Source organism: Parapedobacter composti (assembly GCF_900112315.1).
GTDB lineage: Bacteria > Bacteroidota > Bacteroidia > Sphingobacteriales > Sphingobacteriaceae > Parapedobacter > Parapedobacter composti.
On sequence record NZ_FOLL01000023.1, the window covers coordinates 1 to 23,973 of the forward strand.

At 49.7% G+C, this 23,973-nt stretch carries 25 protein-coding genes and 1 pseudogene; 9 read left to right on the forward strand and 17 right to left on the reverse strand.

What is annotated here, in order from left to right; genetic code table 11:
- Positions 1 to 468 (forward strand): annotated as a pseudogene (locus BM030_RS19915) (TonB-dependent receptor); the annotation flags it as partial.
- Between the two features lie 163 nt (positions 469 to 631).
- Here BM030_RS19915 and BM030_RS17605 read toward each other — a convergent pair.
- From BM030_RS17605 to BM030_RS17615, 3 genes are read right to left on the reverse strand one after another with little or no spacing between them, the layout of a single operon-like run.
- A complete protein-coding gene (locus tag BM030_RS17605) occupies positions 632 to 1,402 on the reverse strand; it encodes a peptidase associated/transthyretin-like domain-containing protein (protein WP_090974928.1) in 771 nt (256 codons plus the stop codon).
- 25 nt (positions 1,403 to 1,427) lie between these two features.
- Positions 1,428 to 3,386, reverse strand: a complete 1,959-nt coding sequence (locus BM030_RS17610; protein WP_090974929.1) for a M1 family metallopeptidase — start codon at positions 3,384 to 3,386, stop codon at positions 1,428 to 1,430.
- A gap of 44 nt (positions 3,387 to 3,430) precedes the next feature.
- Positions 3,431 to 3,775, reverse strand: a complete 345-nt coding sequence (locus tag BM030_RS17615; protein WP_090974930.1) for an ArsC family reductase — start codon at positions 3,773 to 3,775, stop codon at positions 3,431 to 3,433.
- Positions 3,776 to 3,997: 222 nt separating this feature from the next.
- Between BM030_RS17615 and BM030_RS17625 the strand changes: the two genes are divergently transcribed.
- A complete protein-coding gene (locus BM030_RS17625) occupies positions 3,998 to 5,896 on the forward strand; it encodes a DNA polymerase III subunit gamma/tau (RefSeq protein ID WP_090974988.1) in 1,899 nt (632 codons plus the stop codon).
- Positions 5,897 to 5,970: 74 nt separating this feature from the next.
- Here BM030_RS17625 and BM030_RS17630 read toward each other — a convergent pair whose 3' ends face one another.
- A complete protein-coding gene (locus tag BM030_RS17630) occupies positions 5,971 to 6,714 on the reverse strand; it encodes an LOG family protein (RefSeq protein ID WP_090974932.1) in 744 nt (247 codons plus the stop codon).
- A 4-nt stretch (positions 6,715 to 6,718) separates the two neighbouring features.
- Complete coding sequence (locus tag BM030_RS17635; RefSeq protein ID WP_090974989.1) at positions 6,719 to 7,555, reverse strand: restriction endonuclease; 837 nt, start codon at positions 7,553 to 7,555, stop codon at positions 6,719 to 6,721.
- A gap of 125 nt (positions 7,556 to 7,680) precedes the next feature.
- Between BM030_RS17635 and BM030_RS17640 the strand changes: the two genes are divergently transcribed.
- From BM030_RS17640 to bla, 4 genes are all read left to right on the forward strand, one after another.
- Positions 7,681 to 8,124, forward strand: coding sequence for a DinB family protein (locus tag BM030_RS17640; protein WP_090974933.1), 444 nt, complete (start codon positions 7,681 to 7,683; stop codon positions 8,122 to 8,124).
- A gap of 62 nt (positions 8,125 to 8,186) precedes the next feature.
- Positions 8,187 to 8,426: a hypothetical protein gene (locus BM030_RS17645; RefSeq protein WP_090974934.1), complete on the forward strand. Its 240-nt coding sequence runs from the start codon at positions 8,187 to 8,189 to the stop codon at positions 8,424 to 8,426.
- Between the two features lie 76 nt (positions 8,427 to 8,502).
- Positions 8,503 to 9,447: a homoserine O-acetyltransferase MetA gene (metA, locus tag BM030_RS17650; RefSeq protein ID WP_090974935.1), complete on the forward strand. Its 945-nt coding sequence runs from the start codon at positions 8,503 to 8,505 to the stop codon at positions 9,445 to 9,447.
- Between the two features lie 92 nt (positions 9,448 to 9,539).
- The gene (gene bla / locus BM030_RS17655) at positions 9,540 to 10,448 is read left to right on the forward strand and encodes a class A beta-lactamase, subclass A2 (protein ID WP_090974936.1); all 909 of its coding nucleotides are present in this window, start codon (positions 9,540 to 9,542) and stop codon (positions 10,446 to 10,448) included.
- A gap of 11 nt (positions 10,449 to 10,459) precedes the next feature.
- Here the strand turns inward: bla and BM030_RS17660 are convergent, their stop codons facing one another.
- A complete protein-coding gene (locus BM030_RS17660) occupies positions 10,460 to 11,197 on the reverse strand; it encodes a DNA-formamidopyrimidine glycosylase family protein (protein WP_090974937.1) in 738 nt (245 codons plus the stop codon).
- A 145-nt stretch (positions 11,198 to 11,342) separates the two neighbouring features.
- The gene (locus tag BM030_RS17665; protein ID WP_090974938.1) at positions 11,343 to 11,807 is read right to left on the reverse strand and encodes a hypothetical protein; all 465 of its coding nucleotides are present in this window, start codon (positions 11,805 to 11,807) and stop codon (positions 11,343 to 11,345) included.
- Positions 11,808 to 11,995: 188 nt separating this feature from the next.
- On the opposite strand from BM030_RS17665, the gene BM030_RS17670 reads away from it, so the two are divergent.
- A complete protein-coding gene (locus BM030_RS17670) occupies positions 11,996 to 12,355 on the forward strand; it encodes a DUF4180 domain-containing protein (RefSeq protein WP_090974939.1) in 360 nt (119 codons plus the stop codon).
- A gap of 266 nt (positions 12,356 to 12,621) precedes the next feature.
- A complete protein-coding gene (locus BM030_RS19725; protein ID WP_139215940.1) occupies positions 12,622 to 12,834 on the forward strand; it encodes a leucine-rich repeat domain-containing protein in 213 nt (70 codons plus the stop codon).
- A gap of 82 nt (positions 12,835 to 12,916) precedes the next feature.
- Here BM030_RS19725 and BM030_RS17675 read toward each other — a convergent pair whose 3' ends face one another.
- The 4 genes from BM030_RS17675 to BM030_RS17690 are packed head-to-tail and all read right to left on the reverse strand — an operon-like array spanning position 12,917 to position 17,197.
- Positions 12,917 to 13,117: a hypothetical protein gene (locus tag BM030_RS17675; protein ID WP_090974940.1), complete on the reverse strand. Its 201-nt coding sequence runs from the start codon at positions 13,115 to 13,117 to the stop codon at positions 12,917 to 12,919.
- A 24-nt stretch (positions 13,118 to 13,141) separates the two neighbouring features.
- Entirely contained in the window at positions 13,142 to 14,665 is a 1,524-nt protein-coding gene (locus tag BM030_RS17680) for a TlpA family protein disulfide reductase (protein ID WP_090974941.1), read from the reverse strand.
- A gap of 4 nt (positions 14,666 to 14,669) precedes the next feature.
- Positions 14,670 to 15,425: a LytR/AlgR family response regulator transcription factor gene (locus tag BM030_RS17685; protein WP_090974942.1), complete on the reverse strand. Its 756-nt coding sequence runs from the start codon at positions 15,423 to 15,425 to the stop codon at positions 14,670 to 14,672.
- Positions 15,422 to 17,197 (reverse strand): sensor histidine kinase, encoded by a 1,776-nt coding sequence (locus BM030_RS17690; protein WP_090974943.1) that lies wholly within the window; start codon positions 17,195 to 17,197, stop codon positions 15,422 to 15,424. The genes BM030_RS17685 and BM030_RS17690 overlap by 4 nt, the downstream gene beginning before the upstream one ends.
- A gap of 626 nt (positions 17,198 to 17,823) precedes the next feature.
- On the opposite strand from BM030_RS17690, the gene BM030_RS17695 reads away from it, so the two are divergent.
- On the forward strand, positions 17,824 to 18,735 hold the full coding sequence (locus tag BM030_RS17695) for a DUF2167 domain-containing protein (RefSeq protein ID WP_090974944.1): 912 nt from the start codon (positions 17,824 to 17,826) through the stop codon (positions 18,733 to 18,735).
- A gap of 317 nt (positions 18,736 to 19,052) precedes the next feature.
- On the opposite strand, the gene BM030_RS17700 is transcribed toward BM030_RS17695, so the two are convergent.
- The 6 genes from BM030_RS17700 to BM030_RS17725 all read right to left on the reverse strand — a co-directional run bounded on the left by BM030_RS17700 (position 19,053) and on the right by BM030_RS17725 (position 23,942).
- On the reverse strand, positions 19,053 to 19,916 hold the full coding sequence (locus tag BM030_RS17700) for an NmrA family NAD(P)-binding protein (RefSeq protein ID WP_090974945.1): 864 nt from the start codon (positions 19,914 to 19,916) through the stop codon (positions 19,053 to 19,055).
- A gap of 168 nt (positions 19,917 to 20,084) precedes the next feature.
- Positions 20,085 to 20,831: a CPBP family intramembrane glutamic endopeptidase gene (locus BM030_RS17705; RefSeq protein ID WP_170845810.1), complete on the reverse strand. Its 747-nt coding sequence runs from the start codon at positions 20,829 to 20,831 to the stop codon at positions 20,085 to 20,087.
- Complete coding sequence (locus BM030_RS17710) at positions 20,828 to 21,403, reverse strand: NAD(P)H-dependent oxidoreductase (RefSeq protein WP_090974947.1); 576 nt, start codon at positions 21,401 to 21,403, stop codon at positions 20,828 to 20,830. The genes BM030_RS17705 and BM030_RS17710 overlap by 4 nt, the downstream gene beginning before the upstream one ends.
- A gap of 72 nt (positions 21,404 to 21,475) precedes the next feature.
- Positions 21,476 to 22,309, reverse strand: a complete 834-nt coding sequence (locus BM030_RS17715; protein ID WP_090974948.1) for a helix-turn-helix domain-containing protein — start codon at positions 22,307 to 22,309, stop codon at positions 21,476 to 21,478.
- A gap of 53 nt (positions 22,310 to 22,362) precedes the next feature.
- Positions 22,363 to 23,238 (reverse strand): pirin family protein, encoded by an 876-nt coding sequence (locus BM030_RS17720; RefSeq protein ID WP_090974990.1) that lies wholly within the window; start codon positions 23,236 to 23,238, stop codon positions 22,363 to 22,365.
- A gap of 116 nt (positions 23,239 to 23,354) precedes the next feature.
- On the reverse strand, positions 23,355 to 23,942 hold the full coding sequence (locus BM030_RS17725; protein ID WP_090974949.1) for a Crp/Fnr family transcriptional regulator: 588 nt from the start codon (positions 23,940 to 23,942) through the stop codon (positions 23,355 to 23,357).
- Positions 23,943 to 23,973 lie beyond the last annotated feature (31 nt).

Genomic DNA, 23,973 nt, shown 5'->3' on the forward strand with positions numbered 1-23,973 from the left:
ATCCCCACGCAGGAGGAGGCAGTCAATTACTTCAAGGACATCCCGGGCGGCCGGACCGCCCAGCAGCAGGCACAGGCGTTCAACGCCTTCATCGAGGGCAACGGGTATCTGTCATCCCGTAGGGGCGGCTTTACCGAGCGCAACGCGGGACGTACGCCCTGGAACGTACAGGCCGACCTTCGTCTGGCGCACGACCTGCCGGTCACCGGAAGCGGGCAGTTCCTGACGCTATCGGCCGACATCGTGAACCTGACCAACCTGCTGCACCGGAAGTGGGGCGTTCAGTATTTCTCGCCGAACACGTTCAATTCGACCAGCTCGGTCGGGCTGACCCCGACACTGTTCCCGCCGCAGCAGAATGCGGGCAACTGGCCGGTGTTCACCTTCAGTGACCCGGGCAGGCCCTACAGCATCGATTACTTCAACTCCCGCGCACAGGTGCAGCTGGGGGTGAGGTATACGTTTTAAGACATATCACAAATAAAGTTCGCCGAATTCAGCAGCATCCGGCGATAGGTGGATTCCGGGCTCCGACAATCGCGGGGCCCGGATATTCATTGGTGTTACCCCAGAAAGACGACCGAAAAAGCCGTACAGGTATTACAAGTATAAACGGAAGTATGATTCTGAGCTAAGGGCTTTCATTCCGCTCGGGTGCTTTAATCGCAGCCCGTTGCGCAGGCGTAAGCTCCTTGAACTTCGCATAAGTATCCATAATGTAAAGCCGCAATTCAGATTCATCTGCCGATGCAAGGAACTCGGCCGTAGGGCGGTATTTAGTCATGTAAAGCTCCAGATCTTCACCTTTCAGAGGTGTCAGGGCCATAATGGCTTCTTGGGTAAATCGGGTATCAATTTTCCGGCGTTCCTGCTCAGCCAGCAGCAGTTTATAACGCTGGCGTGCCTGCCGGGCTTCCCTTCCAAACAGGCGGGAAGGGGAGATGCGCAAGCCCCCCCGATGTTGGGATGCCTCGGTTGTTTGGCCCTCCTGCCGGGCGCGGGCGATTTCTGCCGCCAGGCGGCTATCCGTCATTGCCTGTATCTGCACCTCGTCTAACTGAATAGCCGTGCCATCTGGTGTCAGGTATACGCGCTTGACGCCAAATTCCGTCACCACCAAGGTGTCCGTCCGGTATCCGGGGTATTCAAATTGTAGGCGTTCATTCTTCCGTACCGATACGCTGAACCTGCCATCTCCCCGGCTTTCCGCAGTCGCACCGGTATTCAGGTTGGTAATGCCAACATAAGGCAGAGGCTCCCCGCTTCCCAACTCCAGTACATAACCATTCAGCACGGTTTCCTGCGCTGCTGCGGAATACGCCGAAACAATGAAAAGCAAAAATACATGCAGTGCCTTGACAAAACGCACGGGGTTGTATGGTATCGGTTTTTGGCACTGCATGTTAAGTTGTTTTTTTTTAGTTGTGTTACTGTGCTTCCCATCGGTTATTGTCCGGGTTATGATCCGGGTAAACCCTGTCCGGATCCAGCTGCACCGCCACCACTTCTTCCGTAGACGGGAAGCTGAATGTCCATGATGTATTGCGTTCCCAAATCTCCACGGGCAGTTTCACCCGATGAGTTTCGCCACTCTTCGTGGTAATATCAACAACCACGGGCATGGGAAGTTTTTCCAAATTGTCAATGGTAATCAATACCCCCTTCTTAGGGTCATTATCAGCATAAACCACGTTGCGTATCCCTTGGTCAAAACGCCAGTTGTATTTAAACCACCCACGCCAGAACCAATTGAGATTTTCACCTGCTACATTTTCAATGGTACGGAAGAAATCGTCCGGTGTGGGATGTTTGTAAGCCCAGCGTTCAAGATACGCTTTGAACGCCCGGTCAAAGCGTTCCGGGCCTAAGATTTCGTTACGCAAGAGTGTTAAGCCAAATCCGGGTTTAAAGTAAGCAAGTATGCCAATGTTGCGTTCCTGCATGTTTTGTGGTGTACTCATCACGGGCTCAAGGTCAGGGCGGGTAAGCGCTTGGGCCAATCGGTTGGCGTCCCCCATGGGGCGGTAATATTCACCGCCGTTGAAGGCTGCGGTAGACAGGTCGTTGATAAAGGTATTGAACCCTTCATCCATCCAGGCATGCAGTCGTTCATTGCTGCCTACAATCATCGGAAACCAGATATGACCAAATTCATGGTCGGTTACCCCCCATAGTCCAGCAGCTTTGGATTTGTAGCTACAGAAAACTATGGCAGGATATTCCATGCCACCGATATCAGCGGCTACATTCACCGCTACCGGATAGGGGTATTCCATCAGCAGGTTGGAATAAAACTCAACAGATGCCTTAACGTATTCCGTAGAGCGCTCCCACGCATTGCCACCGTGGCTCTCAACCGGATATGCTGATAGTGCTAAGGCCGACTTCCCGCTGGGCAGGTCTATCTTGGCGCCGTCCAGTACAAATGCCGGCGAAGACGCCCAGGCCACATCATGGGCCTTTTCCAGGCGGAACTTCCAAGTTAACTCCTTTTTACCCTGCGGACGAGAATCCGGCAGCGTCACTTCCTGCGGAGAACGGATCATCACCGTTTCATCACTCTTCCGTGCCTGCTCAAGGCGTTTTACCTGTTCAGCGGTATAAACTTCATTCGGGTTGAGAAGCTCGCCACCCAGCACCACAATATGGTTGGCGGGAGCGGTGATGTCTACCTCGTAGTCGCCAAACTCCAGGTAAAACTCGCCGGGGCCGGTATAAGGCTGTACGTTCCATCCCAAGATGTCATCGTATACGGCTACGCGAGGAAACCACTGGGCAATGGCAAAGATTTTGCCATTCTGGGTTTCCAGTACACCAGTGCGGTCGGCACCATGGGTGGGTACAATGTACGAATAGTCGATGGTGATGGTGGTTTTGCCACCGTTGGGAGCCAGGGGCTCAGGTAAAAACACCTGCATGCGTGTATCGGTGATGAGGTGTTCGGCCTCTTTTCCCGTACCGAACTTCACAGACTTGATATCGTATCCACCATCAAAATCAGAACGTGCATCGCCGTACCGGCTTTTGGTGAGCGGCACAATCAGGCGGCCGCGCCCCTCCTTTGAAAACATGTTTTGGTCCAGTTGCAACCAAATAAAATCCAGTTGGTCCGGACTGTTATTCGTATACTCAAGGGTAACTGTGGCCGTGATTTCATTGGTTTGGTCGTTGAGCCGCGCAGAAATTTTGTAATCAACGGCGTTTTGCCAGTATTTCGGCCCCGGCATGCCGCTTGCCGTCCGGTATTCATTGCCATTTGTGGTATAGAAAAACGGATCAAAAGCCTCCTTATAATCGTATTTGCTCTCCTGCGCTTGCAGGAGCATTACGGATGGAGCTGCCAGGAGGAACAGTGCCATGCCGATGCAAGATAGTGTTTTATTCATGCTGCGTATGTTAGTTGGTTAACGAAGTCCTGTGCTGATTGTTTTTATTTCAGTTTCGCCTGATATTCCGCTTCGTCAAACCCCAGGATAATCCCTCTTGGACTTTCAATCACTGGCCGTTTGATGACACTCGTTTTGGCTTGCATCAGCCGGTTTGCGGAGGCCGCGTCCACAACGGCGGTCTGTTCTTCGGGCGACAGTTGGCGCCAGGTCGTGCCGCGTTTATTCACCAGCGGTTCCCACCCGGTATGCCGTTCCCATTCATTGAGCTTCGATTCAGAAACGCCCTCTTTTTTAAAATCGTGGAACGTGTAAGGAATATTGTTTTCCTCCAGCCAGTTGAGGGCTTTTTTTACCGTATTGCAATTTTTAATTCCGTATACGTGCATAATGGAGTTTTATGCAAGCAAACTTAAAATTTATATCCAGAATTACCGAAAAAAAACGCCTAATTTAATTTCTGTTTTCAGGCTGCAGGTAGCTTTTTGGGCATGCAGCAGCCAGAAGGAACGCCGAAAGGCGGATGAGCTAAGCACGGAAACTGATTTCGTATCGTGCGTTTTGGCAATAAATGTATGACGTTTGTTTCTGAAATCCCTATCTTCGTAGCGATGGACAATTTTATCGTTTCGGCCCGTAAATACCGTCCAGCCACATTTGATACCGTGGTTGGCCAACAGCATATTACCGTTACCCTCAAAAATGCCATTAAGAACAAGCAGCTTGCACAAGCGTTTCTGTTCTGCGGTCCGCGGGGAGTAGGTAAAACCACCTGTGCCCGTATCTTGGCAAAGACGATCAACTGTGAACAGCTACGGGAAGACATCGAGGCCTGCGGCCAGTGCGATAGCTGCAAATCATTCCTGAATGGCAATTCATTCAGCATACACGAGTTGGATGCTGCATCCAACAATTCCGTTGATGACATCCGTAACCTGATTGATCAAGTACGGATACCACCGCAGGCGGGCAAATATAAGATATACATCATCGATGAGGTGCACATGCTGTCACAGCAAGCATTCAATGCATTCCTCAAAACACTTGAAGAACCGCCATCCTATGCGATATTCATTTTAGCTACCACAGAAAAGCATAAAATTCTGCCCACTATCTTGTCGCGGTGCCAGATTTTTGATTTCAACCGCATCAAGGTAGCCGATATGGCCGCTCATCTGGCCTCCATTGCCGAAAGGGAAGGGGTGGGTTATGAAGCAGATGCCCTGCATATCATTGCCCTGAAAGCCGATGGTGGACTCCGCGATGCATTGTCGATGTTTGACCAGATCGTCAGCTTTTCAAATAAGCAGGTGACCTATCAAGCGGTTATCGACAACCTTAACATCCTAGATTACGATTATTATTTCCGGCTTACCGAAGCCATTATCAACGAAGATTCCCCTACGGCATTGCTTATTCTGGATGAAATTCTTGCGCATGGATTCGACGGCAGCCATTTCATCAACGGCCTATGTTCACATTTCCGAGATCTCCTTGTTGCGAAGGAGCCGACCACGCTGAAACTGTTGGATACCAGTGATACCATTCGCCAACGTTACCTGCAGCAATCCCAGCAGGCGTCATCTGGCCTGTTGCTTTCCGCGCTGAACATTGCAACCCAATGTGAAATCAACTACCGGACCAGCAAAAACCAGCGGTTGCAGGTAGAGCTGGCCCTGCTGAAGATGTGTCATATCGCAGCAGCCATCCAGCTGGCAAAAAACGGAGCAGCCCAGGAAGTAACCGGGGCAGCAGAAAAAAAAAAGTCTAATGATACCATAGCACCTTCGGCAACACCGCAGGTAACCCCTGCGCAACCCGAACGCGCAATCAACGGAAATCACCCATCCCCGATCCCCGATCCCCAATCCCCGATCACTGACCACCGATCCCCGATCACCGACCACCGATCCCCGATCACCGACCACCGACCACCGATCACCGATCACCGATCCCCAATCCCCGATCACCGATCACCGACCACCGACCACCGATCACCGATCACCGATCCCCAATCCCCCAAGAAAGCCGCCTGGGGCAACGTCAAGCTTAGCGCCCCCATCCCGGATTTAAATAAAATTTTTGACAACCAACAAGCCGATGAGGAGACAGAAGAACCCCAACTACTTACCGGCGATGAACGTGAGCCCTTCAGCCACGATGATTTATTGAAGCATTGGCATGCGTTTGCCGATCAGATTAAAGCCGCCAACAGGATCAATTTATTTACGTTAATGACAGCCAACCCGCCGCAACTGAAAGACAACTTCCAGATAGGCGTGGTGGTAGAGAATCCCATTCAGCAAGACCTGCTGAACGATTCCAAGATTGACATCCTCAATGATCTCCGGATGAAGCTCCGGAATTTTGCTATCGATCTGATACCCATAGCCGTTGCCAATGATGTGGTGCGAAAACCCTACACTTCCCAGGAAAAGTATCAAGCCATGGCAGCGAAGAATCCCGCGCTAGACATGTTGAGGAAGACCTTTAATCTGGGTTTGGAATAAGCGATCAGTGCCGTTCGGCCGACTTGCTGGTGCCGCATGGCATAATCCCGATCTTGTTTCCAATACGAGCACCCTCATGCCCGTTTAAGCTTGCGCTCGCCCAGCATCCATGTCGCTTTCCGGGGCGGTTCCAGCTTAATGCTCGGCGACCCCTCGGCGTGTTTCCGGATATGCGCCACCACCTCTTCCACTGAGTCGGTAAACAGCAGCAGATCCATGTCTTCCGGACTGATGGTTTCCTCTTCCATCATGCGCTGCACATGCGCAATAATTTCTTTATGGTAGCCCACTCCCATCACCACTATGGGGAACCGTTGGATTTTACCCGTTTGAATAAGCGTGAGCGTCTCAAAAAATTCATCCAACGTGCCGAAACCGCCCGGCAAAACCACAAAAGCGAAAGAATATTTGCGGAGCAGTTCCTTGCGGACAAAGAAATATTCCATTGTCACGAATCTGTCCAGGTAAGGGTTGTGCTGTTGTTCATGAGGCAGCACGATGTTGCACCCCACGGAAAGCGCCCCTGCTTCCTTGGCGCCCCGGTTCGCCGCTTCCATGATGCCGGGGCCGCCGCCGGTCATGATGGCGAAACCCAATTTGCCGATTTCCGCTGACACCGTACGGGCCAGTTCATAGTAGGGGTGGTCTTCCTTGAAACGGGCTGAGCCGAATACCGTGACGCAAGGACCGATGAAATGCAGTCCGCGGAATCCTTTGAGAAATTGCATCACCACACCGCCTACATATTTAAGTTCCTTCCAGCGGGCGCGGGCACCCTCCATAAATTTTTTTTCTTCCTTGACAAAAGCGTTACTCATGGTGTTATGTATTTTTATGGTTTACTAATTCTGTAGCTTCTTCGATGATTTTCCTTCTTTTTCGCGGACCGCATTTCAGCGTGTCAAGTTGCGCAGGGTCAGTTACGATGTCCTTTACCAATAAGCACCCCTGCCGCAGCAACACTTCCTTTTCGGCTTTTGCGATGGTTGTGAGGCACGTTACCGGATATAACCCTGCATTGTCTACACGACGCTTGATACTGCTATCTTCAGGATAATTCCAAGCTAGCAAGTTAATGCCGTAGTATTGTCCAAAGCGGATGGAATCCGTGGTGAGGTATGCGTTGGTTATCAGCCAGCCCGCGGTAAAGCCCATCGGCTTTCCGAAAAAATTAAATTTCCGGCCTTCCATGTCTTTAAACCGCGACAAAAAATACATAGGCGTGGTCACGGAAATCTTCGCATCCACCGTATTCCGGAACTTACACTCCACCAACAGCATGTCGCCGCCCTTCCGGGCCACCACGTCCACCTCGTGGGTCACGGCATTCCCCTCCAGCAGTTGGCCCGTCGCGGTCTGGTATTCCGCGTGCTGGAAAAGCCGGGCTACCCACTGCTCAAAGTAATAGCCCGCCGGCCCCAGTTCCTTGAGCGCACGCTTTAGGCTGTAACGAGCTGCAAAAGCGTGGGCCTTCCTTTTCAACAACCGGAAGGCCCTCCGGTAGAGGTCGCCGGTACTGATACCGTCGTAAACCATGGGTTCCATCGCTTCCCAGACCGCATCAACTACATCTGCTGAAGCACCTGATTTAAATAGCGATGCCTTTAGCCTGTTGAGGTCAAATTCCACCAATTCGCCGGAGTATTTCCTCACTTGCATAAGCCAGATATATTTTTTTGAAGCGGCAATATGCATATTTTTTTTTATCCGTTCAGTCCGTTTTGCGGTAATTCCATCCTCCGGTTTGAAAACTAAAAGCTTATCTTTACACCAAAGCGACAACCATGATTACAGACGCAGTCAATCGGCTCCGCCATCTATGCCACGTCCTTCCTGCGGCGTTACACCGTATCAGCGCACACGAGTACACGGCTAAGCCCGTGCCGGGCAAATGGAGCAAAAAAGAAATCCTGGGGCACCTCATTGATAGCGCAGCCAACAACCACCAGCGGTTTGTGCGTGTGCAATTTGAGGAAATGCCGGCTATCTGGTATGATCAAGACCAATGGGTGGTCTACAGCGCCCATCAGCATACCCCTGTTGAACAACTAATTGGCTTCTGGGAAAGTTACAACAGGTATCTGGCGTTCCTGCTGGAACAAATACCCGAAGAGCGGCTCGGACGCCTGTGCAGGATGAAAGACGGGCGTACGGTGACCCTCGGTTTTCTGATTGATGACTATGTAGCCCACCTTGAGCATCACCTACGGCAACTGACAGATTACTGAACGGAGCCTCAAAACGGCAGTCTATTTCGCTGGTTAAATTTCCGTACCTTTAAGGCAAAAAAATGAGTGTATTAGAACCTTTTGATATCGAAATTTTCAATCTCACCTATTCCGTTTTTCCCGAAGAGGAAGGTGTGTATACCATTTACAAAGAAGGGAAAGAATACCTGCAGATACAAAAAGACACCGAAAGCCAGTGGCTGAAACTCGACCCTGAGTCAGGCATCCCGCTTTTCGGGCTGGATGAAGAGGTCAACGCTATAGGACAAGCCATTGCTGCCCGCGAGAAGAACACATTGTGAAGTACCTGCGTTAAAATCTCGGAAGCCCCAGAAATTCTCCGTATTTTTGCAGGCGAATAACGTGTGAGGAAATAGCATGCCAGTAAAGATACCAAACAATCTCCCAGCAATAGCACTGCTTGAGAACGAGAATATATTCGTGATGAACGATTTGCGGGCCAATACACAGGATATCCGCCCCATGCGTATCATCATTCTGAACCTGATGCCGTTGAAAATCTCTACCGAGACCGACTTCATCCGGCTGCTGTCCAACACTCCGTTGCAGGTTGAGGTCGAATTTCTCCGTCTGGATACCCATACGCCGAAAAATACACCTGTGGAACACCTGGAAATGTTCTACAAAGGGTTCAAAGAAGTGGCAGAAAACTATTACGACGGCATGATCATAACCGGTGCCCCCGTGGAGATGCTGGATTTCGAGGAAGTTACCTACTGGGATGAAATCAAAACGATTTTTGATTGGGCCAAAACCCACGTTACATCGACGTTATATATCTGTTGGGCGTCGCAGGCAGCGCTGTACCATTTCTACGGAGTTGGTAAAGTACCATTGGATAAAAAGCTGTTCGGTGTTTTCAAGCACCATGCACTTGATAAAAGGCATCCTTTGTTCCGCGGCTTCGATGATGAGTTTTATATCCCGCATAGCCGGCATACCACCATTACCGAAACAGATTTAAAAGGAGTAGCCGGCCTTACCGTGCTGTCCAAATCGGAAGACGCCGGCGTGGCCATTCTGGCCTCACGGGGCGGGCGTGAGTTTTACCTGACAGGCCATTCCGAGTATGCGCCGTATACGCTTCACGAAGAGTATGTGCGAGATTTGGAAAAAGGGCTTCCCATCACCATCCCCCAGCATTACTATGCTGGCGACGACCCGGCAAACGCACCGGTCGTCCGTTGGACCGGCCATGCCAACCTCTTGTTCAACAACTGGCTGAACTATTTCGTGTATCAGGAAACCCCGTTTGACTTGCAACAAATAGCACAAATGGAAGAAATCAAGCAGCATAGTTAGATATTTTCATCGCCGCAGGTACAGGGTAGTGCATTGGGCCATGAGCTATTTTACTGGCTGTACATAAGCGGCCCCCATATAGAACAGCAAACATGATACACAACAAGCAGTTACTGATATTCCTGTTTTTGTCGGTTTCGGTACAGGCATACCCCCAGTCCTTGCAATCAATACGCCAGCATATTGCGCAGATCATCCATTCGAAAAATGCGGTGGTCGGCGTGGCCATCACCAGTGCAGACGGTCAGGATACGCTCAGCATAAATGGTGCGAAGCGTTTCCCCATGCAAAGCGTATTCAAATTTCCGATAGCTTTAGCCATGCTTTCTGAAATAGATAAAGGCAACTTTTCCCTAGATCAGAAAGTCGAGATAAAGAAAAGCGAGTTACTGCCCGGCATCTACAGTCCGATACGGGAAGCCTATCCCGAAGGCACTACGCTAACCATAGCCGAAATACTTCAGTATACCGTTTCGCTTAGCGACAATGTGGGGTGCGACGTGTTGTTGCGTCTTCTGGGCGAACCTGAGGCGGTTGAGCGGTATCTTAAAGCGCACAACATCAAGGATATTTCCATCAAGATTAACGAAGAAATTATGCAGAGCGATTGGGAGTCGCAGTTCCGTAACTGGACCACGCCGGTAGAGGCTAATCGTATCCTGCAGACCTACTATGAAAACCGCGGCAACCTGCTTTCGCCGGCAAGCCATCGTTTTATATGGGATTTAATGAAAGGCACTGAAACCGGAAGAAACCGGCTGAAGGGCCGATTGCCCGAGGGAACGGTAGTCGCCCACAAAACCGGCTGGTCCGGCCGTAACGAAGCCACCGGAATAACCGCCGCGGTAAACGATGTAGGGGTTGTATTTATGCCAGACGGTAACCATTTTTACATCAGTGTGTTTGTAACCGCCTCCAGCGAAGACATGGAGACCAATGAGCGCATCATAGCAGACATTACCAAAGCCGCGTGGGATTATTTTATGAGTAAACAGCGTTGATGGCGCAAAATTCAAGGCGCGTAAAGCACCTGGCAGTTGCTACAGAAGAAGCTCCGTCTGTCGGTTTTGCCAGTACGGGCCTTCGTAAACGGGATGGCGCACCGCGGGCATATTTTTTTGGTGTGCGCCAACCAATGCTTCTTTAGGGTAAACTCCTTTTTCCAGTGAAGAAACTCAAACGCGTAGTTTCTGACCTCCCGTACCATCTCATTTAATTTAGCATTTGGTAACGCCCCCAACGGAGACAGCGGATGCACCCTGATGCGGAACAGCACTTCATTCTTGATGATGTTGCCGCTTCCGGCAAATACATCTTGGTCCAGCAGCGCATCGCAGGAAAGCACCTGGGGCAGTGCTTTTAACTTTTTCAAGGCTTTTGCCGCACTCCATTCATCCGCCATGATATCGCCGGACCAATCGTAGATTTCATCTGCGGGTTTGTCCAGAAGTTTAATTGAGCAAGCATAGAAGTTCAGCTCGTCTGCCGCGAACTGCAAGCTCAATCTCACCGATGGCTTCCGTTCGTTGATGCGATAGGTGCCGAACAGCAGAAAGTGGATTCGGAGGGTAAAGGTTTCGAAACAAATCAGAAAATGCTTGCCCCAGGAGCGGAAGCTCAGTACGGTTTGCCCCAACAGCGCCTGTTGGTCAATTTTGCTGTTACCGGTTACGGCATGGATCTTTTGCCCCTCCAAGCGCAGGGCTGCCACGGCTTCTCTCAATATAACGATTGACGGTCCCTCTGGCATCAAATCTCAATTAAGGTGACGTTTGCCCGTATAACAATGCGTAGCAGCGAATGTTCGAAGAAGGATGCGCCGTGGAACAAAAAAACCTTCCGCAAAAAATTGAGGAAGGTCATGTTCAGTTATCCTGTGCCCGAAAGGGCTGTTATTAGCGGGCTGCGCTTGTGATCTGCGCCAGTTCCTTTTTAGTTTTGTTAAATTCCCTTTCTTCTTTTTTCAGCGCCGTCTCCAAGAGCTTTTGCAATTTAGCGATTTCCTTGGCTTCATAAGCATCACGCTCGGCATGCAGTTTAGCATAGCGTGAATTAATTTCAGCAATAGCCTTTTTGCTTTGCTCCACGCGGATACCATTGTCGATATCCTGCTGGTATAGGCTCACAAAGTATTTACGTTCGCGATCTAGCTCAGCATGATTACCCCGGCTCGTCTTAATCCGCTGTTCAGCAAGGTCGTATTGGCTGTACAGCACGCCGATGTTGTACTGGTGAAAGGCCAGTGCTTCTTTCAATGCCGTAACACTGCTTTTTTCTTTAGCGGGGTCGTTAGAGGAGCCTGCAAGGCTGCTTCCGAGGGTCGCTACGCTAATCAGGGCGCTTAATACAATTGTTTTCATGATGATGTCGTTTTTCTGGTTATTAAATTTCGTTACTGTTTACTGTTTTCTGTTAATAGGACGACAGCTATCGGAAAACGTTGCATCACTGCATACGGATTTAGACGAACAGGCGTTTTGGGTCGACCAACGTAATGTAATTTATGCCAAAAATCCGTATACTTGCATGACAACTGCAGTGCAATGTCATGAACATCCAGGCCCACAAAATAAACGGTAAAGAAATCGCAGAAGTAATTTCGGACCAAATCGTCATCCAGCATGCGGGTGATGCGTTGGATTTGATGGGTACCATCTACTATCAAGGCTACGACAGCGTCATTATCCACGAAAAGAATATTACCACGGATTTCTTTGAGCTAAAAAATAAGATGGCGGGCGAGGTGCTGCAAAAATTTTCGAATTACCGTATCCGTCTTGCAATAGTGGGCGATTTCTCCAAATTCACCAGCAACAGTCTAAAACATTTCATCTACGAGAGCAACCGCGGAAAACAGATTTATTTTGCTGCCACCCTTGATGAGGCATTGGCTGCGTTGACCGGGTAAACCAATTGCAGAGCATCATTAAAATGAAAAGCCCGGCATTTTGGGATAGCCGGACTTCTCTAATCAACCTAAACCTGACCGGTTATATTCAAAAGCTGTGCCAAAAAATCTGTATGCGTCAAACATTTTGAATGCCGGGCAACAGCGCCACCGAGTGTCTTGTTTAGTCGCTTACAGTTGTTTCGCTTTTCCCTTTTTCCGCTCGATCAACTTCTCTCGCTCGTCAAGCGCATCCATGTCCTGTGTGCACCGGTGACTGCAAACAGTTGAGATACCTCAATCTGGTTAACACAAAGGTAAGCGACGAGGGACTTAACGCTTTGACACGGCTACCATCCTTGCAGGTGCTGTATCTTTACCAAACGAAGGTAACCGCACAGGGTATCGCCTCCCTCGTCCAAGCCGTACCCCAACTGGAAATTGATACCGGCAATTACATGTTGCCCTCTTTGGCTACGGATACGGTGGTATACCGATAAGCCTAAAATACCCAGAGAGGAATTAACTAATAGCTGTTAGCCCTAACACAGGAATAGTTGGCCGAGTCCGCTTGATAATCATTTAGTTTCGGTATTTTTTCATGGCATACGACAAGTTTACGGCCAACGACTTTGCGTAGAACATGCTCATCTGCAGATAAGGTTCTTTCAGTTTGGTCGTATAGTTGGCGTGATGACGATACGCCCGTGGGGTAGGAAAGCTGTAGAACGTGTGCCTAAAGTATTTGCGTATGGTATCCCCATGCTGGTCTGGTACGAGCATGGGGGGATGCTATCTAGGTGCATTTCATTTAGCAAGTGTCTTATCGATTTCATTGTTCCCCAGCTTTGCCGCCAATCGGCTCGGGCGTTCCGGATTGTTATTGGCAATGGTGCCATCGCGGTTAATGAGCTTGTAATTCGGTATTGCCTGTACGTTGTAAGCCTGGCAGACGGGATGCCGGCTCCAGCCCTCGGCAATAAGGTTTATACCATGCAGATTGTACTTTTTTAGCGCGGCTTTCCACTCCGTTTCACCCACGTCCACACAAATGTTGATGAACACGACATCTTTATCCTTATAGAATTCATGTATCTTCGGCACATAATGTTGGATATCGTAGATGCAGGGACCGCAATATACCCCCCAGAAATCAATGTATACCACCTTGCCTTTGAAGTCGGCCAAGGATACCGCCCTTCCCTGCTCGTCTTTCAGTGTGAAATCAGGAGCGTCGTTACCGGCAGAAATACGCTGTGTACGAATTTGAAAAGCCTCTGTTGATGATTTAAAGAAAGGCGTTGTGCATTCTTCGATAAAGCGGTTATAAGCATCGCGTACGAATGAAAAATCGGTATGATTCAGGTCAGTTAGCAGCTGATTGGCCAGGAGCCAGTCCTGCATGAGGGTTGAGCCCTGCGATCCGCGCACGTGGTTGTAGAATGCCATTGGAAAATTGGTCTGTTCACGACCTCCATATACATCGATGGTACCGAAGTAAGGTTGGCTTTTTCGCGCCAATGCCTCATAAAAGTCCCGGTAGTCGGGCACGTGGATGAAATAGTTTTCAGTGTACCACGGAAAAGGATCATCCAGTTTGAAAACGGCATAGTTGGGGGTCGTATCAAGCACAGCCTTTAGCCGGTAGGTGGGGTAGAGCCCATGGTCGATCAACAAATTGGTCAGGTTGTAATACTGCGCCAGCAGTATCCGATCCACGTCGGCTTTCCCGCCGTCGGCATAAGCAAGTACGGTCTCCAGCACGGCGTTATACAGGCCGTTTATCCGTTCATATTTTTCCACGGGTGTGTAGGTGCTTTCGTTATTGTTAAGCTCCCTCCGCAGGTCGATCAAGGAGATGCGGTGCTTTTGGTGAATCGCCCATTGCACCTGGAGCTGTAGGTCGCGGGCGGTATCTGCGCTATGTATGCTTAGCGACTCCAACAGGGCATTCTGGTCCCAGTTCAACGCCAGCGTGTCGTTTTCCACAACAGATAGAATAATCGTTCGGCTACCGGGCAGGTATAAATAAATATCCTGCGTATTGCTCACCTCAAACCGCTCGTTGAACGTGCCATCGTACTTTACCGGCACCGCTTTCGTAACATTGCCGAGGTAGGTGGTCATACCGAACTCAAAGAAGTCCTCGTTCAAATTCTGCACTTTCCCGCTCAGCACGAAATGACCTGGTTGGCCAAAATGCGTGATAAATGAATCCCGTCGTGATTGCTTCGATTCAATTTGGTCTTGTGCTGAGCCAACGAGTGGGATAAGGACGGCCCATGACAACAGGCATGTTCCGAAAATTTGATTTACTAATGGTTTCATCATGCTGTTAGTTAACGTGCTTTATAAGACGGTGTATTACGCTTTCCTTTTTATTTCTGGAAATAGGTATTCTTGAATCATCCTCCAGCAACAAATAGCCGCCATCTTCCTTGAGTAGACTTTTGACGTACGCCCGATTAACCAAATGCGATTGATGGCACCGGATAAACCCGTAATCCGCCAATAATTCGGAATATTCAAAAATGGGGCGTGACACTACGATTGTTTCACCGGTTGCAAGGAAGAAGCTGGTATAAGCGTTGGACGATTCGCAGCGAATGATGTCCGCAGGTCGGACAAACCGGGTTTCTTTTACGCTGGATAAAGCGAGGCGATGCTCTTCCTGCACACCTTGGTGTTTGAGCATGTCCAGTAAATTTACTATCTGCGAATTGGGGCGGTTGCCGATTTTGGCTTCCACCTTAGCGACGGCTGTTTTCAATTCGTCGATATCTACTGGCTTCAACAGGTAGTCGATGGCAGAGAATTTGATTGCCTGTATCGCATATTGGTCAAAGGCCGTTACGAAGATGACCTCAAACGTAGGGTAGGGAAGTTCCTTCAGCACCTCAAAGCCATTCTTCCCCGGCATATGGATATCAAGCAGCAATAAGTCGGGCCTGAGCTCCCGTATCTTTTTGACCGCCTCATCTACCGCCATCGCTGTGGCTATTACTTGCACCGCGGGGCAATATTGCAGAAGCAAGCCCTCAAGGTTTTCGATGTTGTGTTGTTCGTCGTCTATAATCAGGGCGCGTATCATAATAACCAGTTTTCAAATCGGATGCTTACTGTGGTCAATCCGTCATTACGGCCGATTTCCAGCTCCATCCGCTGCCCGTCAAGCATCGAGTTGAGCAAGCGGATGCGTTCGCGGGTGAGTCTTAATCCAAATCCGGTCGCACCTTTCTGTCCTTCAAAGCCGCTGCCGTTATCTTGGATATCGATGAGGAAGTCATCGGCCTCGGTCCGTACGCGTATCCGCAATGCACCCGCTTTGTATAAAGGCGCCACGCCATGCTTGATGGCATTTTCGATTAAAGGCTGCAACAACAAGCCCGGCACTTCTATTGCATTGGTATCGATACCCGGATCGATGTCGATGCGGTAATCAAATCCAAAACGCAGTTGCTCTAGTTTGAGGTAATTATCCATCAACTTGATTTCCGTGGCGAGGTTAGCAAACTCCTCTTTCCCCCGAAGCAGGGATTCCCTCATTAATGTGCTAAAGGTACTTAAATACTGGTTGGCAGTTTTCGTGTCTCCTTTGGTCACCAACCCTTGGATGGAACTTAGTGCATTGAATACGAAATGAGGGTTGAATTGCGAGCGGATCGATTTCAATTCGGTTTGTGCCAGTTGCCGTTGCACCTGTTGTGCGGCAAGCAGCTTGCGCTGCCTGGCCGATCTCCAAAGCAGCGCGAACATACCCAGCGCCGAAAGTGACGCTAAAACCATTATCAGTTTAAACCACGCGGTCTGATACCATGCTGCCGCTATGGTAAACGGATAGGAGCAGATATTGTGTCGTTGTACACTGTATCGAATGTTAAGGGTGTAATTGCCCGGTGCCAAATCTTTAATCCAGATGAAGTTCAGGTCGAAGTCGTTGGCCCGCCATCCGCTGCTGTCTTTTCCATTGGTCACGTTGTATTCGATGATTTCCTTCGTCTCAACGATATCATCAAGGTAGAAGATCAGACTATTCTCACTTGGTCCGAAAGCATGTCTAGGCCGGAGTAAAACAGAATCGCTGGACCAGTCTTCCATGCGCACCATTAGTTCGTTGGGCTTCCATTGCTTCTTAAACATTTCCAGAAAATCGGAGAGTTCGGCAAATGTGAATGTGCCCAATACCGCGGGTGTACGCTGTATCCACAATGCCGACATCTTGACCTGGACTAGATCGGGTAGATCCACTCGTCTAACTTCAAATGTCAGGCTTTTCCCAAATGCCTGTTTGAAATGTCCCAGATAGGCGACCTCTTCATCTTCCTGGCCGGGGATTTCGATTCGCGTAAACATATAAGCCTTCGTAAACACCGAGGGCTTCGTCCAGGGGAGCACTTCGCGGGTCTGGTCTTCGAGCACGCGAAACTCATATTGATCCGCGTTTCGGCTGCTGATTCCATTTACCGTGATGATTATACCGGTTGAATCAAAAATCGGTATGGCGTATTTACCCGGATAGCTGTCAGCCCCAACAATGGAATAGTTGGCCGAGTCCGCTTGATAATCGTTTAGCTCCGGTATTTTTTTCATGGCATACGACAAGTTTACGGCCAACGACTTTGCGTAGAACATGCTCATCTGCAGATAAGGTTCTTTCAGTTTGGTCGTATAGTTGACGTGATGACGATACGCCCGTGGGGTAGGAAAGCTGTAGAACGTGTGCCTAAAGTATTTGCGTATGGTATCCCCATGCTGGTCTGGTACGAGCAGGGGGTGTATGCTATCCAGGTGCATTTCCAACTGTTGGCCCTGTGCGGAAGCGGCCATAGTAAGAAGAAAACAAATAATGGCGATTCGTTTCATTGTGTTGTAATCATCCACAAAGCAACGGTATTTGTGCCTAAAATAAAACGTTGGATTTGAATCAGGTCGTACTACTTTTGAATCCGTTCATAAGAAACCGCAACAGCCCCGAGGTATCGGAGAAGAATAGGTAGCTCGGTGTGACCTTGTTGTCGTTGTCGTTATAGCTGCAACCTTCGTAAGTGGTATAGATGTTATCTCAAGGATTAGTTTTGTTAGCTATGAAAAAATAAGGAAGTAGGACTAGATCATCAGGAATACGGATCAATGTTTGTGGAATCGCTCGGCGGCCATTTTCATGGTATGGCCTGCCAGCGGTAAGGCGCGTTGCACTGCGCAAATTTCTGCCTGGCCATGTCGATGGCCACGCTGTCTATTTAAATTAAGCGATATCTTGCCCCTATCTGAGCACGGAGAAAACCGCCGCATTACGGGAAACCATAAGGTCGGTGGTTCTGCGCCGACTACCGTTGTTTTGTGTAATTAGGATTTGCAAGTTTCAATGTCATCGCCTATCTTAGTTGGCACAATACTGTTGTAAGCGCCTGGCCTGAATATACCATTAACGAATTCAATGCAAAACTGATAATCAATCCCAACCGCCAATCATCACTAACCCTATTCGTATGAAAAAAACTTTCATCATCTGTTTATTTGCCATGCTATTGGCGCAAGCCTATTCGCAAGATCACCCCGAAGACTACAGGCTGCAGATCGATTCCATTGAGCGTTTGTTTACCTACCAGCGCGATACCATCCAACTTCGAAATGGTATCGGCAAGATAGTCATCCCGCCGGGATTCAAGTACCTCAATGCCGAACAGTCAGAAAGGGTGCTTGTAGACCTGTGGGGCAATCCGCAGGGCCCGGATATGACACTGGGTATGATTCTTCCAGAAAAGCAGGGTGTAATGAGCGACAGCGGCTATGTATTTAATATCCAGTATGATGAAATCGGCTATGTAAAAGATGGCGATGCAGATGAAATAAATTATGACGAGTTGTTGGCCGAGATGCAGCGCGATGCCGAAGAAGCGAACAAAGAGCGATCAAAGGCAGGTTATGAACCCATATCCATTGTGGGCTGGGCGGCACCGCCGTATTATGACAAGGAACGTAAAATCCTTCACTGGGCCAAAGAAATCCAGTTTGGGAACAGCCCGGAGCATACGCTTAATTACAACATCCGCGTACTGGGCCGCAAGGGCGTGTTAGTGCTCAATGCCATCAGCACAATGCCTCACTTTACCGCCGTACGGCAAGACCTTCCCGAAGTGCTGAACATTGTCCAGTTTAACGATGGCTACCGGTACAATGACTTCAATCCGTCCGTCGATGAGGTAGCCGGTTGGACGATAGGGGGCTTGGTAGCTGGCAAGGTGTTAGCCAAAGCTGGCTTCTTCGCGTTTCTCTTAAAGTTCTGGAAATTTATTGCCATTGGCGTGGTGGTTCTGGTGCGCGCGTTTTGGTCCAAAATTCGCGGCAAAAAAGCTGAGAGTGCCACGGGTGATGCGGCAATGCCTGACCAGGCGAGTTAGTGGTAAACCATGTGAAATTTATGCGTAGACTGGTGGGGCGGGATGCACGATCGGGATATTTAAGTCCGTACCACCCGAGCGTCTCACCGGCCAGAAGAATCCGGTCCATGTCGGTTTTTCCGCCCTCGGCATAAGCAAGGCCGGTTCCAAGCATGGCGTTATACAGACGTTTATCCAGTCGTATTTTTCTGTATTCGGACGATACGTTTCTGTAGTCAAAAACCGTGAAGTGGTCAAGGCCGACCATGTGGTTACCTTTGACTGCTGCCACGTCGTGCTGGTTTCCGGTGAACGGGAGCTGGTAGTGAGGCGTAGCTTTAGCCATTGGATAGCAGCCCGCTTAGGTAGCTATGGAGTGAAGTTGGAAGCGTTATCGTATCGTCCGGTCGTTCAGGAACCGTCAGTTTATCGACTACGGCTTGTGTCATATCCGCCAGATTGGTTGCCGTATTTTCGGAAAAACCGGCAGCAATTAACGTTTCGTGCCATTTTTCCCGCGGTATGGATTGCGGGACTACCGGCTTGTTCAGCAACGTAGCAAATGCATTGGCAACATCACGCGACGTGTAGGGCTGTGGCCCCGTCAGTTCAACGGTAGTCTTGCTTTTGGGAGCCTGCTTGTCTGTCATTACTTTGGCTATGTATTTGGCCACGTCAAGCGGCGAGTTCATTTCAATCGGTAGATCTTCCGAAAAAAACGTTGGCAGGATGCCATGCTGCGCTGTGGTTTCCAGATAACTTAGCCAATTGCTGAAGTAATAGGAAGGCCGGACGAATACCGTCGTCGCCTCTAAGTCGCCAAGCCCCTGTTCCAGTATCCGGGACATGAGCAAATTCCCCGTGTTGCCGTCTACATGCGCGCCCATACTGGAAAGTGCAATGACTCTTTTTATGCCTGCATGCTCAATGGCGCTGCGGTAATTCGCAATAATCTGTTTGGTATCTTCGATGATGTCGTTTGACGTTTGATTCTCAGGAGTCAAAATAAAAACCGTTGTGCCGCCCTCAAAAGCTTTGGCAAGCTGCGGGCCGTCAAATAAATCTGCTTTTCGAGCTTCGAGGTTCTTGTCTGCCAGTTTCTCGGGATTCCGTACAACTGCACGGACGGGAAAGCCGCTTTTTTGGAGTTCGGTGACCAGGTGTGAGCCGATTTGTCCGGTTGCGCCTACAATGATGTTCATACCTTAAGCTATTTTGTTTTCGATTTTACAAAGATCGGTGACATACTGACAACAGTATGTCAGTGGTATGGTTTTTTTCATAAATCCGAATTGGGGGTGTTGGCTTTCTTTACCGGATGCCGGACGATGTATGAATTACCTGCGTGTGCTGGTCTTGATGATATTCCGCTATTCCGGCTGGCCGGGTTGCGGGATAATCCGGTATTCCTGCCGGAGGCGATAAATCAAGCTGTCCGGTAGTATAGGTGACCTGGCGACGAAATCGATGTCCACCAGCGCGTTATCTGCGTAGTAGGCGCCCGGCGTTCCGATCGAGTCGAGTACGGTTTGTAAATCCGTTTGCCGTACAATGACCGTATCAATACCGTCATCTTTCCGATTGATCCGTATGCGGCTGGGCCGCTCTAAATAAGCATACTCCTTGACAAGCATGGTATAATCGGACGATGCATAGTTGATGACGGTTTTCCCGTGCAACAACAATACCGATGGAATAGTAATCAGTGTATTGAATGCGGCATGTGCCAGAATGGACCACGGCAAGCCATGTTTTAAGCGGAGGTAAGCCAACAAGAACCCGCCAAGGAGCTGCGAGCCGACAATAATCGGCGAGAATGCAAAGAACAATACTTCCCGGTTTGTATAATTAACCAAATGGAACAGCCCGAAAGCCACACTGGAAATGTAGACAGCCAGCTTCAACATTCGGTTCCGGGCGAATTTCAGCGGATAGCGGAAAATTAGTTCTTCTGCCACGGGCGCAATACCGGCGACGATCAATACCATGAGCCCTAAGGTCATCGGTTTGCTGATTTCCGGAATCGGCCGTAAATGCAGCACGTACTCGTCAATGAGATAAATGATTGGGATAAAATTTTCTTTCATCCGCTCCGGTGATCGGGAGCTGATGTTCACCTGTTAAGTGCGACTCTGAGTTGATCCGTCCACTGTGCAATCGTTGCTGTTGTCGCCCAATCAGCTTTGTCAAAGAAAAAATGGTGTTTGATATCAAAACCGCAATACGTAAAAATGCCCCCATCGGAAGTGAGCGAAAGTGCCCGGTCCATACCGATGGCGCGGTATTCTTCATGTGATTTGCCATGAGTGTTGATGATGATGGCTTGCTTCCCCGAGAGCATGCCTTTTTGTATGCCGTGCTCATAACGATATGCAAAGCCGTAACTGAATACGCGATCAATATAGCCCTTCATCATAGCCGGTAATCCCGTCCACCAGATGGGGTATATGAAAGTGATGCAATCAGCCCAGGAAATATATCCCTGTTCGGTGCGCACGTCTTCGGAAACCTGACCGTTGCGTTGGCCGGCCATGTCTGCTGACGAAAGCACGGGATTGAACCGGAGTTCATACAGGTCTCTGACGATCACTTCGCTTTCGCCTTGCCGAAGAAGGGCCGTAACGGCTTGCTTGAGTTGTCCATTCAGGCTTTTTGGATTGGGGTGTGCATAGATAATTAAATGTTTCATTGCGTTGTTATATTGATTTTTACAACGCAAACATACTGCGTGGTCATTCGCTGAAATTGTAAGAAAACGAAATCAGCCAGCTGGATTGCAGATGTCTGCCTGAAACTTCAGGTACATGGTAGGCGAAAGGTTAAGGTAGTGCTGAAAATCATGAATAAGCTGACTTTGATCATAATAGCCGCACGCATTGATAATCTCGAACCAGTTTACCTTGGTGTTATGGGAGGCAATTTGCTGGATGAGCGCGACGGCTTTTATAAACCGCTGGTAGCGATGTATTTCTTTGGCAGAATATCCCAAGTGCTTCTTATGGTTGAGTTGGACGTTCCGCTCGGACTGGTTGTGCTTATTGGCGAGGGCCTTGATGGGGCTCAAGGTCCGGTCACCGAAATTTACCAGCGCTTCTGCAAGATGGCTGCGCGGCGAAAGATGGGGCTTACAAAATTCAAGCAGGTAATCTACCCGTGTGGTTGGGTCGTCTGTTTTGTTCAATACGCTCCATAGCGTTGTAAAGCAGTTGTCGGCCAAAAGTCCATCGGGATTTATGGGTACATTTGCGGGAACAGATGTATGGCCGAAGAAGCGGTAAAACGCGTCAGCGATAAGATTTACAACCAATATCTGGGATAGCGGCGGAAGCGAATAGTCGATGGCCTTCTTTATCGGCCCCAGAACAATGCACCGGTCAATTTCTATCGTCGTATTTTGATGGGTGTGCAGCGCTGCTTTTGCTCCAAAATTGAACACCAGAATCGTTTGATAAGACGGCAACAGCGTTTTGCGTACGGTCACATCCGACCTATTCCGTGCAAAATAAAAATGAGAGAACACTTCCGCGAATTCCTGAGGAACCGCGATTCGCTGACTCACGTATCGGTGTGTTCTTTGGGGTGCTGTTTTCTTCATGAGGTTACTACTTAGAAGCGTGACCACGCTTGAAGTTACGGGAATTATTGCAATTATCCGGCACCGGTTTTCAACTCACCGTAGTTACCGGCAAAGAAGTCCCGGTAGGCGGCGGCCATTTCATCGCGGGTGTTCATCACGAAAGGCCCTTCGGCAACGATGGGTTCTGTATACGGCGACCCTCCGAAAAGGAATACATCGGCAACAGTGATGCCGGGGTTATACAGATCGATGTTAGACTGGTCGATGGCAAAGCCAAGTAGATGGCTGTTGCCGATGGACTTGCCGTTGACCCGGATTTCATCGTCGGGTGCGAAAACAGCATATTCAAGCTCCCGGCGGGTTGGACAGGTAAATGCAGATTTCGGATTGAGCTTGATGTGGAATATGAACTCGTTGAAGAAGGTGCGGAATGGTGCGTGCACTTCGCCGCAGCTTCCCAATAAGGCGCGGATCACCCCCGCGTGATGGGGCAGGGGAGATTCCGGAATATCGGGGCTCTGCAAAGCCCTGTGCGCCGGTGTTTCTTGTTTTGCTGCATAGGGAAGCATGATCCAAAACTGCAGGCCATGGAACAGGCCGCCCTCGTGTTGCGGCCCCGGCGCAGGGCGCTGTTCACGCAGGATACCACTGCCGGCATTCATCCAGTGCAGTCCACCGGCAGCAACCGTGCAGCGGTGGCCGCGGCTGTCTGCATGCCGCAGCGCGCCACTAAGCACATAACTTACGGTGACCACACCGCGGTGGGGAACGGCGTACGTACCGGAGGCTGCCGGGGCGTGTTGGTGCGGGGGCACGGGATATACGTGCTCCAGGAATACGACCGGCCCGATGTTAGGCAGCTGCTGCCCGGGAATCAGTTGGTTGACCAGCCATTCTGCCATCCGTTTGTTCTGGCCGCCGGTGCTTGTGGTGATTAGTTTGTTCATAGCATTAACGTCTTTGAACAAAGGTGCACGGATCATACTGGCTCGGAAATGACAAAGGCTAACAAATGGTCTTGACTTATGTCAAGGCAATGTAATGGTGCGGACACAGCAGGGGGCTACCGGCGCTTGGCATGGTTGCGGATTCGGCTAAGCGTTTCAGGCGAAATGCCGAGGTAAGATGCGATCATGTTTTGCGGAAAGCGCTGGATGAATTGCGGATAGGTTTTGACCAGGTCATGGTAGCGTTCTTCCGCCGTCATGCTGATGGCGGCATGGATGCGCTTTTGTGTAGCGGCAGAAGTATATTTGTTCTGCATTTTGACGGTCAGGTCAAAGGCCGGACTTTTATCCAGCAGTTCTTGCATATCTTGGTTGGTGATGAGCAGCAAATCGGTGTCTTCCATCATTTCAATGTGGTACCGTGTTGGCGTGAGGTGATAGAAACTCTCCAGGTCGCTTATCCACCAATTCTCCAAGGCAAAGCGGACAACGTGTTCGTTGCCCTTTTCGTCTACGGAAAACATCCGCGCGGCACCTTTGACGATAAACCCGGTATAACGGGCCACGTCGCCTTCCTGTAGCATATATTGCCGCCTGCGGAAGTGCTTGTGCTTGAACTTGGAAGCAATAAGTGCTTTTTCTTCGGCATCAAGGCTTAAGCCGGACTTTTCTTCCAAGTAGTTGAAAAGCGCTTCGTACATCATGGATTATTGACAATAACAGATGCAAATTACC

What these genes read in the sequence shown, in the direction of transcription:
- BM030_RS17605 (WP_090974928.1), bottom strand. Translation starts at nt 1,402, where the DNA reads ATGCAGTGCCAAAAACCGATACCATACAACCCCGTGCGTTTTGTCAAG.
- BM030_RS17610 (WP_090974929.1), bottom strand. Translation starts at nt 3,386, where the DNA reads ATGAATAAAACACTATCTTGCATCGGCATGGCACTGTTCCTCCTGGCA.
- BM030_RS17615 (WP_090974930.1), bottom strand. Translation starts at nt 3,775, where the DNA reads ATGCACGTATACGGAATTAAAAATTGCAATACGGTAAAAAAAGCCCTC.
- BM030_RS17625 (WP_090974988.1), top strand. Translation starts at nt 3,998, where the DNA reads ATGGACAATTTTATCGTTTCGGCCCGTAAATACCGTCCAGCCACATTT.
- BM030_RS17630 (WP_090974932.1), bottom strand. Translation starts at nt 6,714, where the DNA reads ATGAGTAACGCTTTTGTCAAGGAAGAAAAAAAATTTATGGAGGGTGCC.
- BM030_RS17635 (WP_090974989.1), bottom strand. Translation starts at nt 7,555, where the DNA reads ATGCAAGTGAGGAAATACTCCGGCGAATTGGTGGAATTTGACCTCAAC.
- BM030_RS17640 (WP_090974933.1), top strand. Translation starts at nt 7,681, where the DNA reads ATGATTACAGACGCAGTCAATCGGCTCCGCCATCTATGCCACGTCCTT.
- BM030_RS17645 (WP_090974934.1), top strand. Translation starts at nt 8,187, where the DNA reads ATGAGTGTATTAGAACCTTTTGATATCGAAATTTTCAATCTCACCTAT.
- metA (WP_090974935.1), top strand. Translation starts at nt 8,503, where the DNA reads ATGCCAGTAAAGATACCAAACAATCTCCCAGCAATAGCACTGCTTGAG.
- bla (WP_090974936.1), top strand. Translation starts at nt 9,540, where the DNA reads ATGATACACAACAAGCAGTTACTGATATTCCTGTTTTTGTCGGTTTCG.
- BM030_RS17660 (WP_090974937.1), bottom strand. Translation starts at nt 11,197, where the DNA reads ATGCCAGAGGGACCGTCAATCGTTATATTGAGAGAAGCCGTGGCAGCC.
- BM030_RS17665 (WP_090974938.1), bottom strand. Translation starts at nt 11,807, where the DNA reads ATGAAAACAATTGTATTAAGCGCCCTGATTAGCGTAGCGACCCTCGGA.
- BM030_RS17670 (WP_090974939.1), top strand. Translation starts at nt 11,996, where the DNA reads ATGAACATCCAGGCCCACAAAATAAACGGTAAAGAAATCGCAGAAGTA.
- BM030_RS17675 (WP_090974940.1), bottom strand. Translation starts at nt 13,117, where the DNA reads ATGCTCGTACCAGACCAGCATGGGGATACCATACGCAAATACTTTAGG.
- BM030_RS17680 (WP_090974941.1), bottom strand. Translation starts at nt 14,665, where the DNA reads ATGATGAAACCATTAGTAAATCAAATTTTCGGAACATGCCTGTTGTCA.
- BM030_RS17685 (WP_090974942.1), bottom strand. Translation starts at nt 15,425, where the DNA reads ATGATACGCGCCCTGATTATAGACGACGAACAACACAACATCGAAAAC.
- BM030_RS17690 (WP_090974943.1), bottom strand. Translation starts at nt 17,197, where the DNA reads ATGAAACGAATCGCCATTATTTGTTTTCTTCTTACTATGGCCGCTTCC.
- BM030_RS17695 (WP_090974944.1), top strand. Translation starts at nt 17,824, where the DNA reads ATGAAAAAAACTTTCATCATCTGTTTATTTGCCATGCTATTGGCGCAA.
- BM030_RS17700 (WP_090974945.1), bottom strand. Translation starts at nt 19,916, where the DNA reads ATGAACATCATTGTAGGCGCAACCGGACAAATCGGCTCACACCTGGTC.
- BM030_RS17710 (WP_090974947.1), bottom strand. Translation starts at nt 21,403, where the DNA reads ATGAAACATTTAATTATCTATGCACACCCCAATCCAAAAAGCCTGAAT.
- BM030_RS17715 (WP_090974948.1), bottom strand. Translation starts at nt 22,309, where the DNA reads ATGAAGAAAACAGCACCCCAAAGAACACACCGATACGTGAGTCAGCGA.
- BM030_RS17720 (WP_090974990.1), bottom strand. Translation starts at nt 23,238, where the DNA reads ATGAACAAACTAATCACCACAAGCACCGGCGGCCAGAACAAACGGATG.
- BM030_RS17725 (WP_090974949.1), bottom strand. Translation starts at nt 23,942, where the DNA reads ATGATGTACGAAGCGCTTTTCAACTACTTGGAAGAAAAGTCCGGCTTA.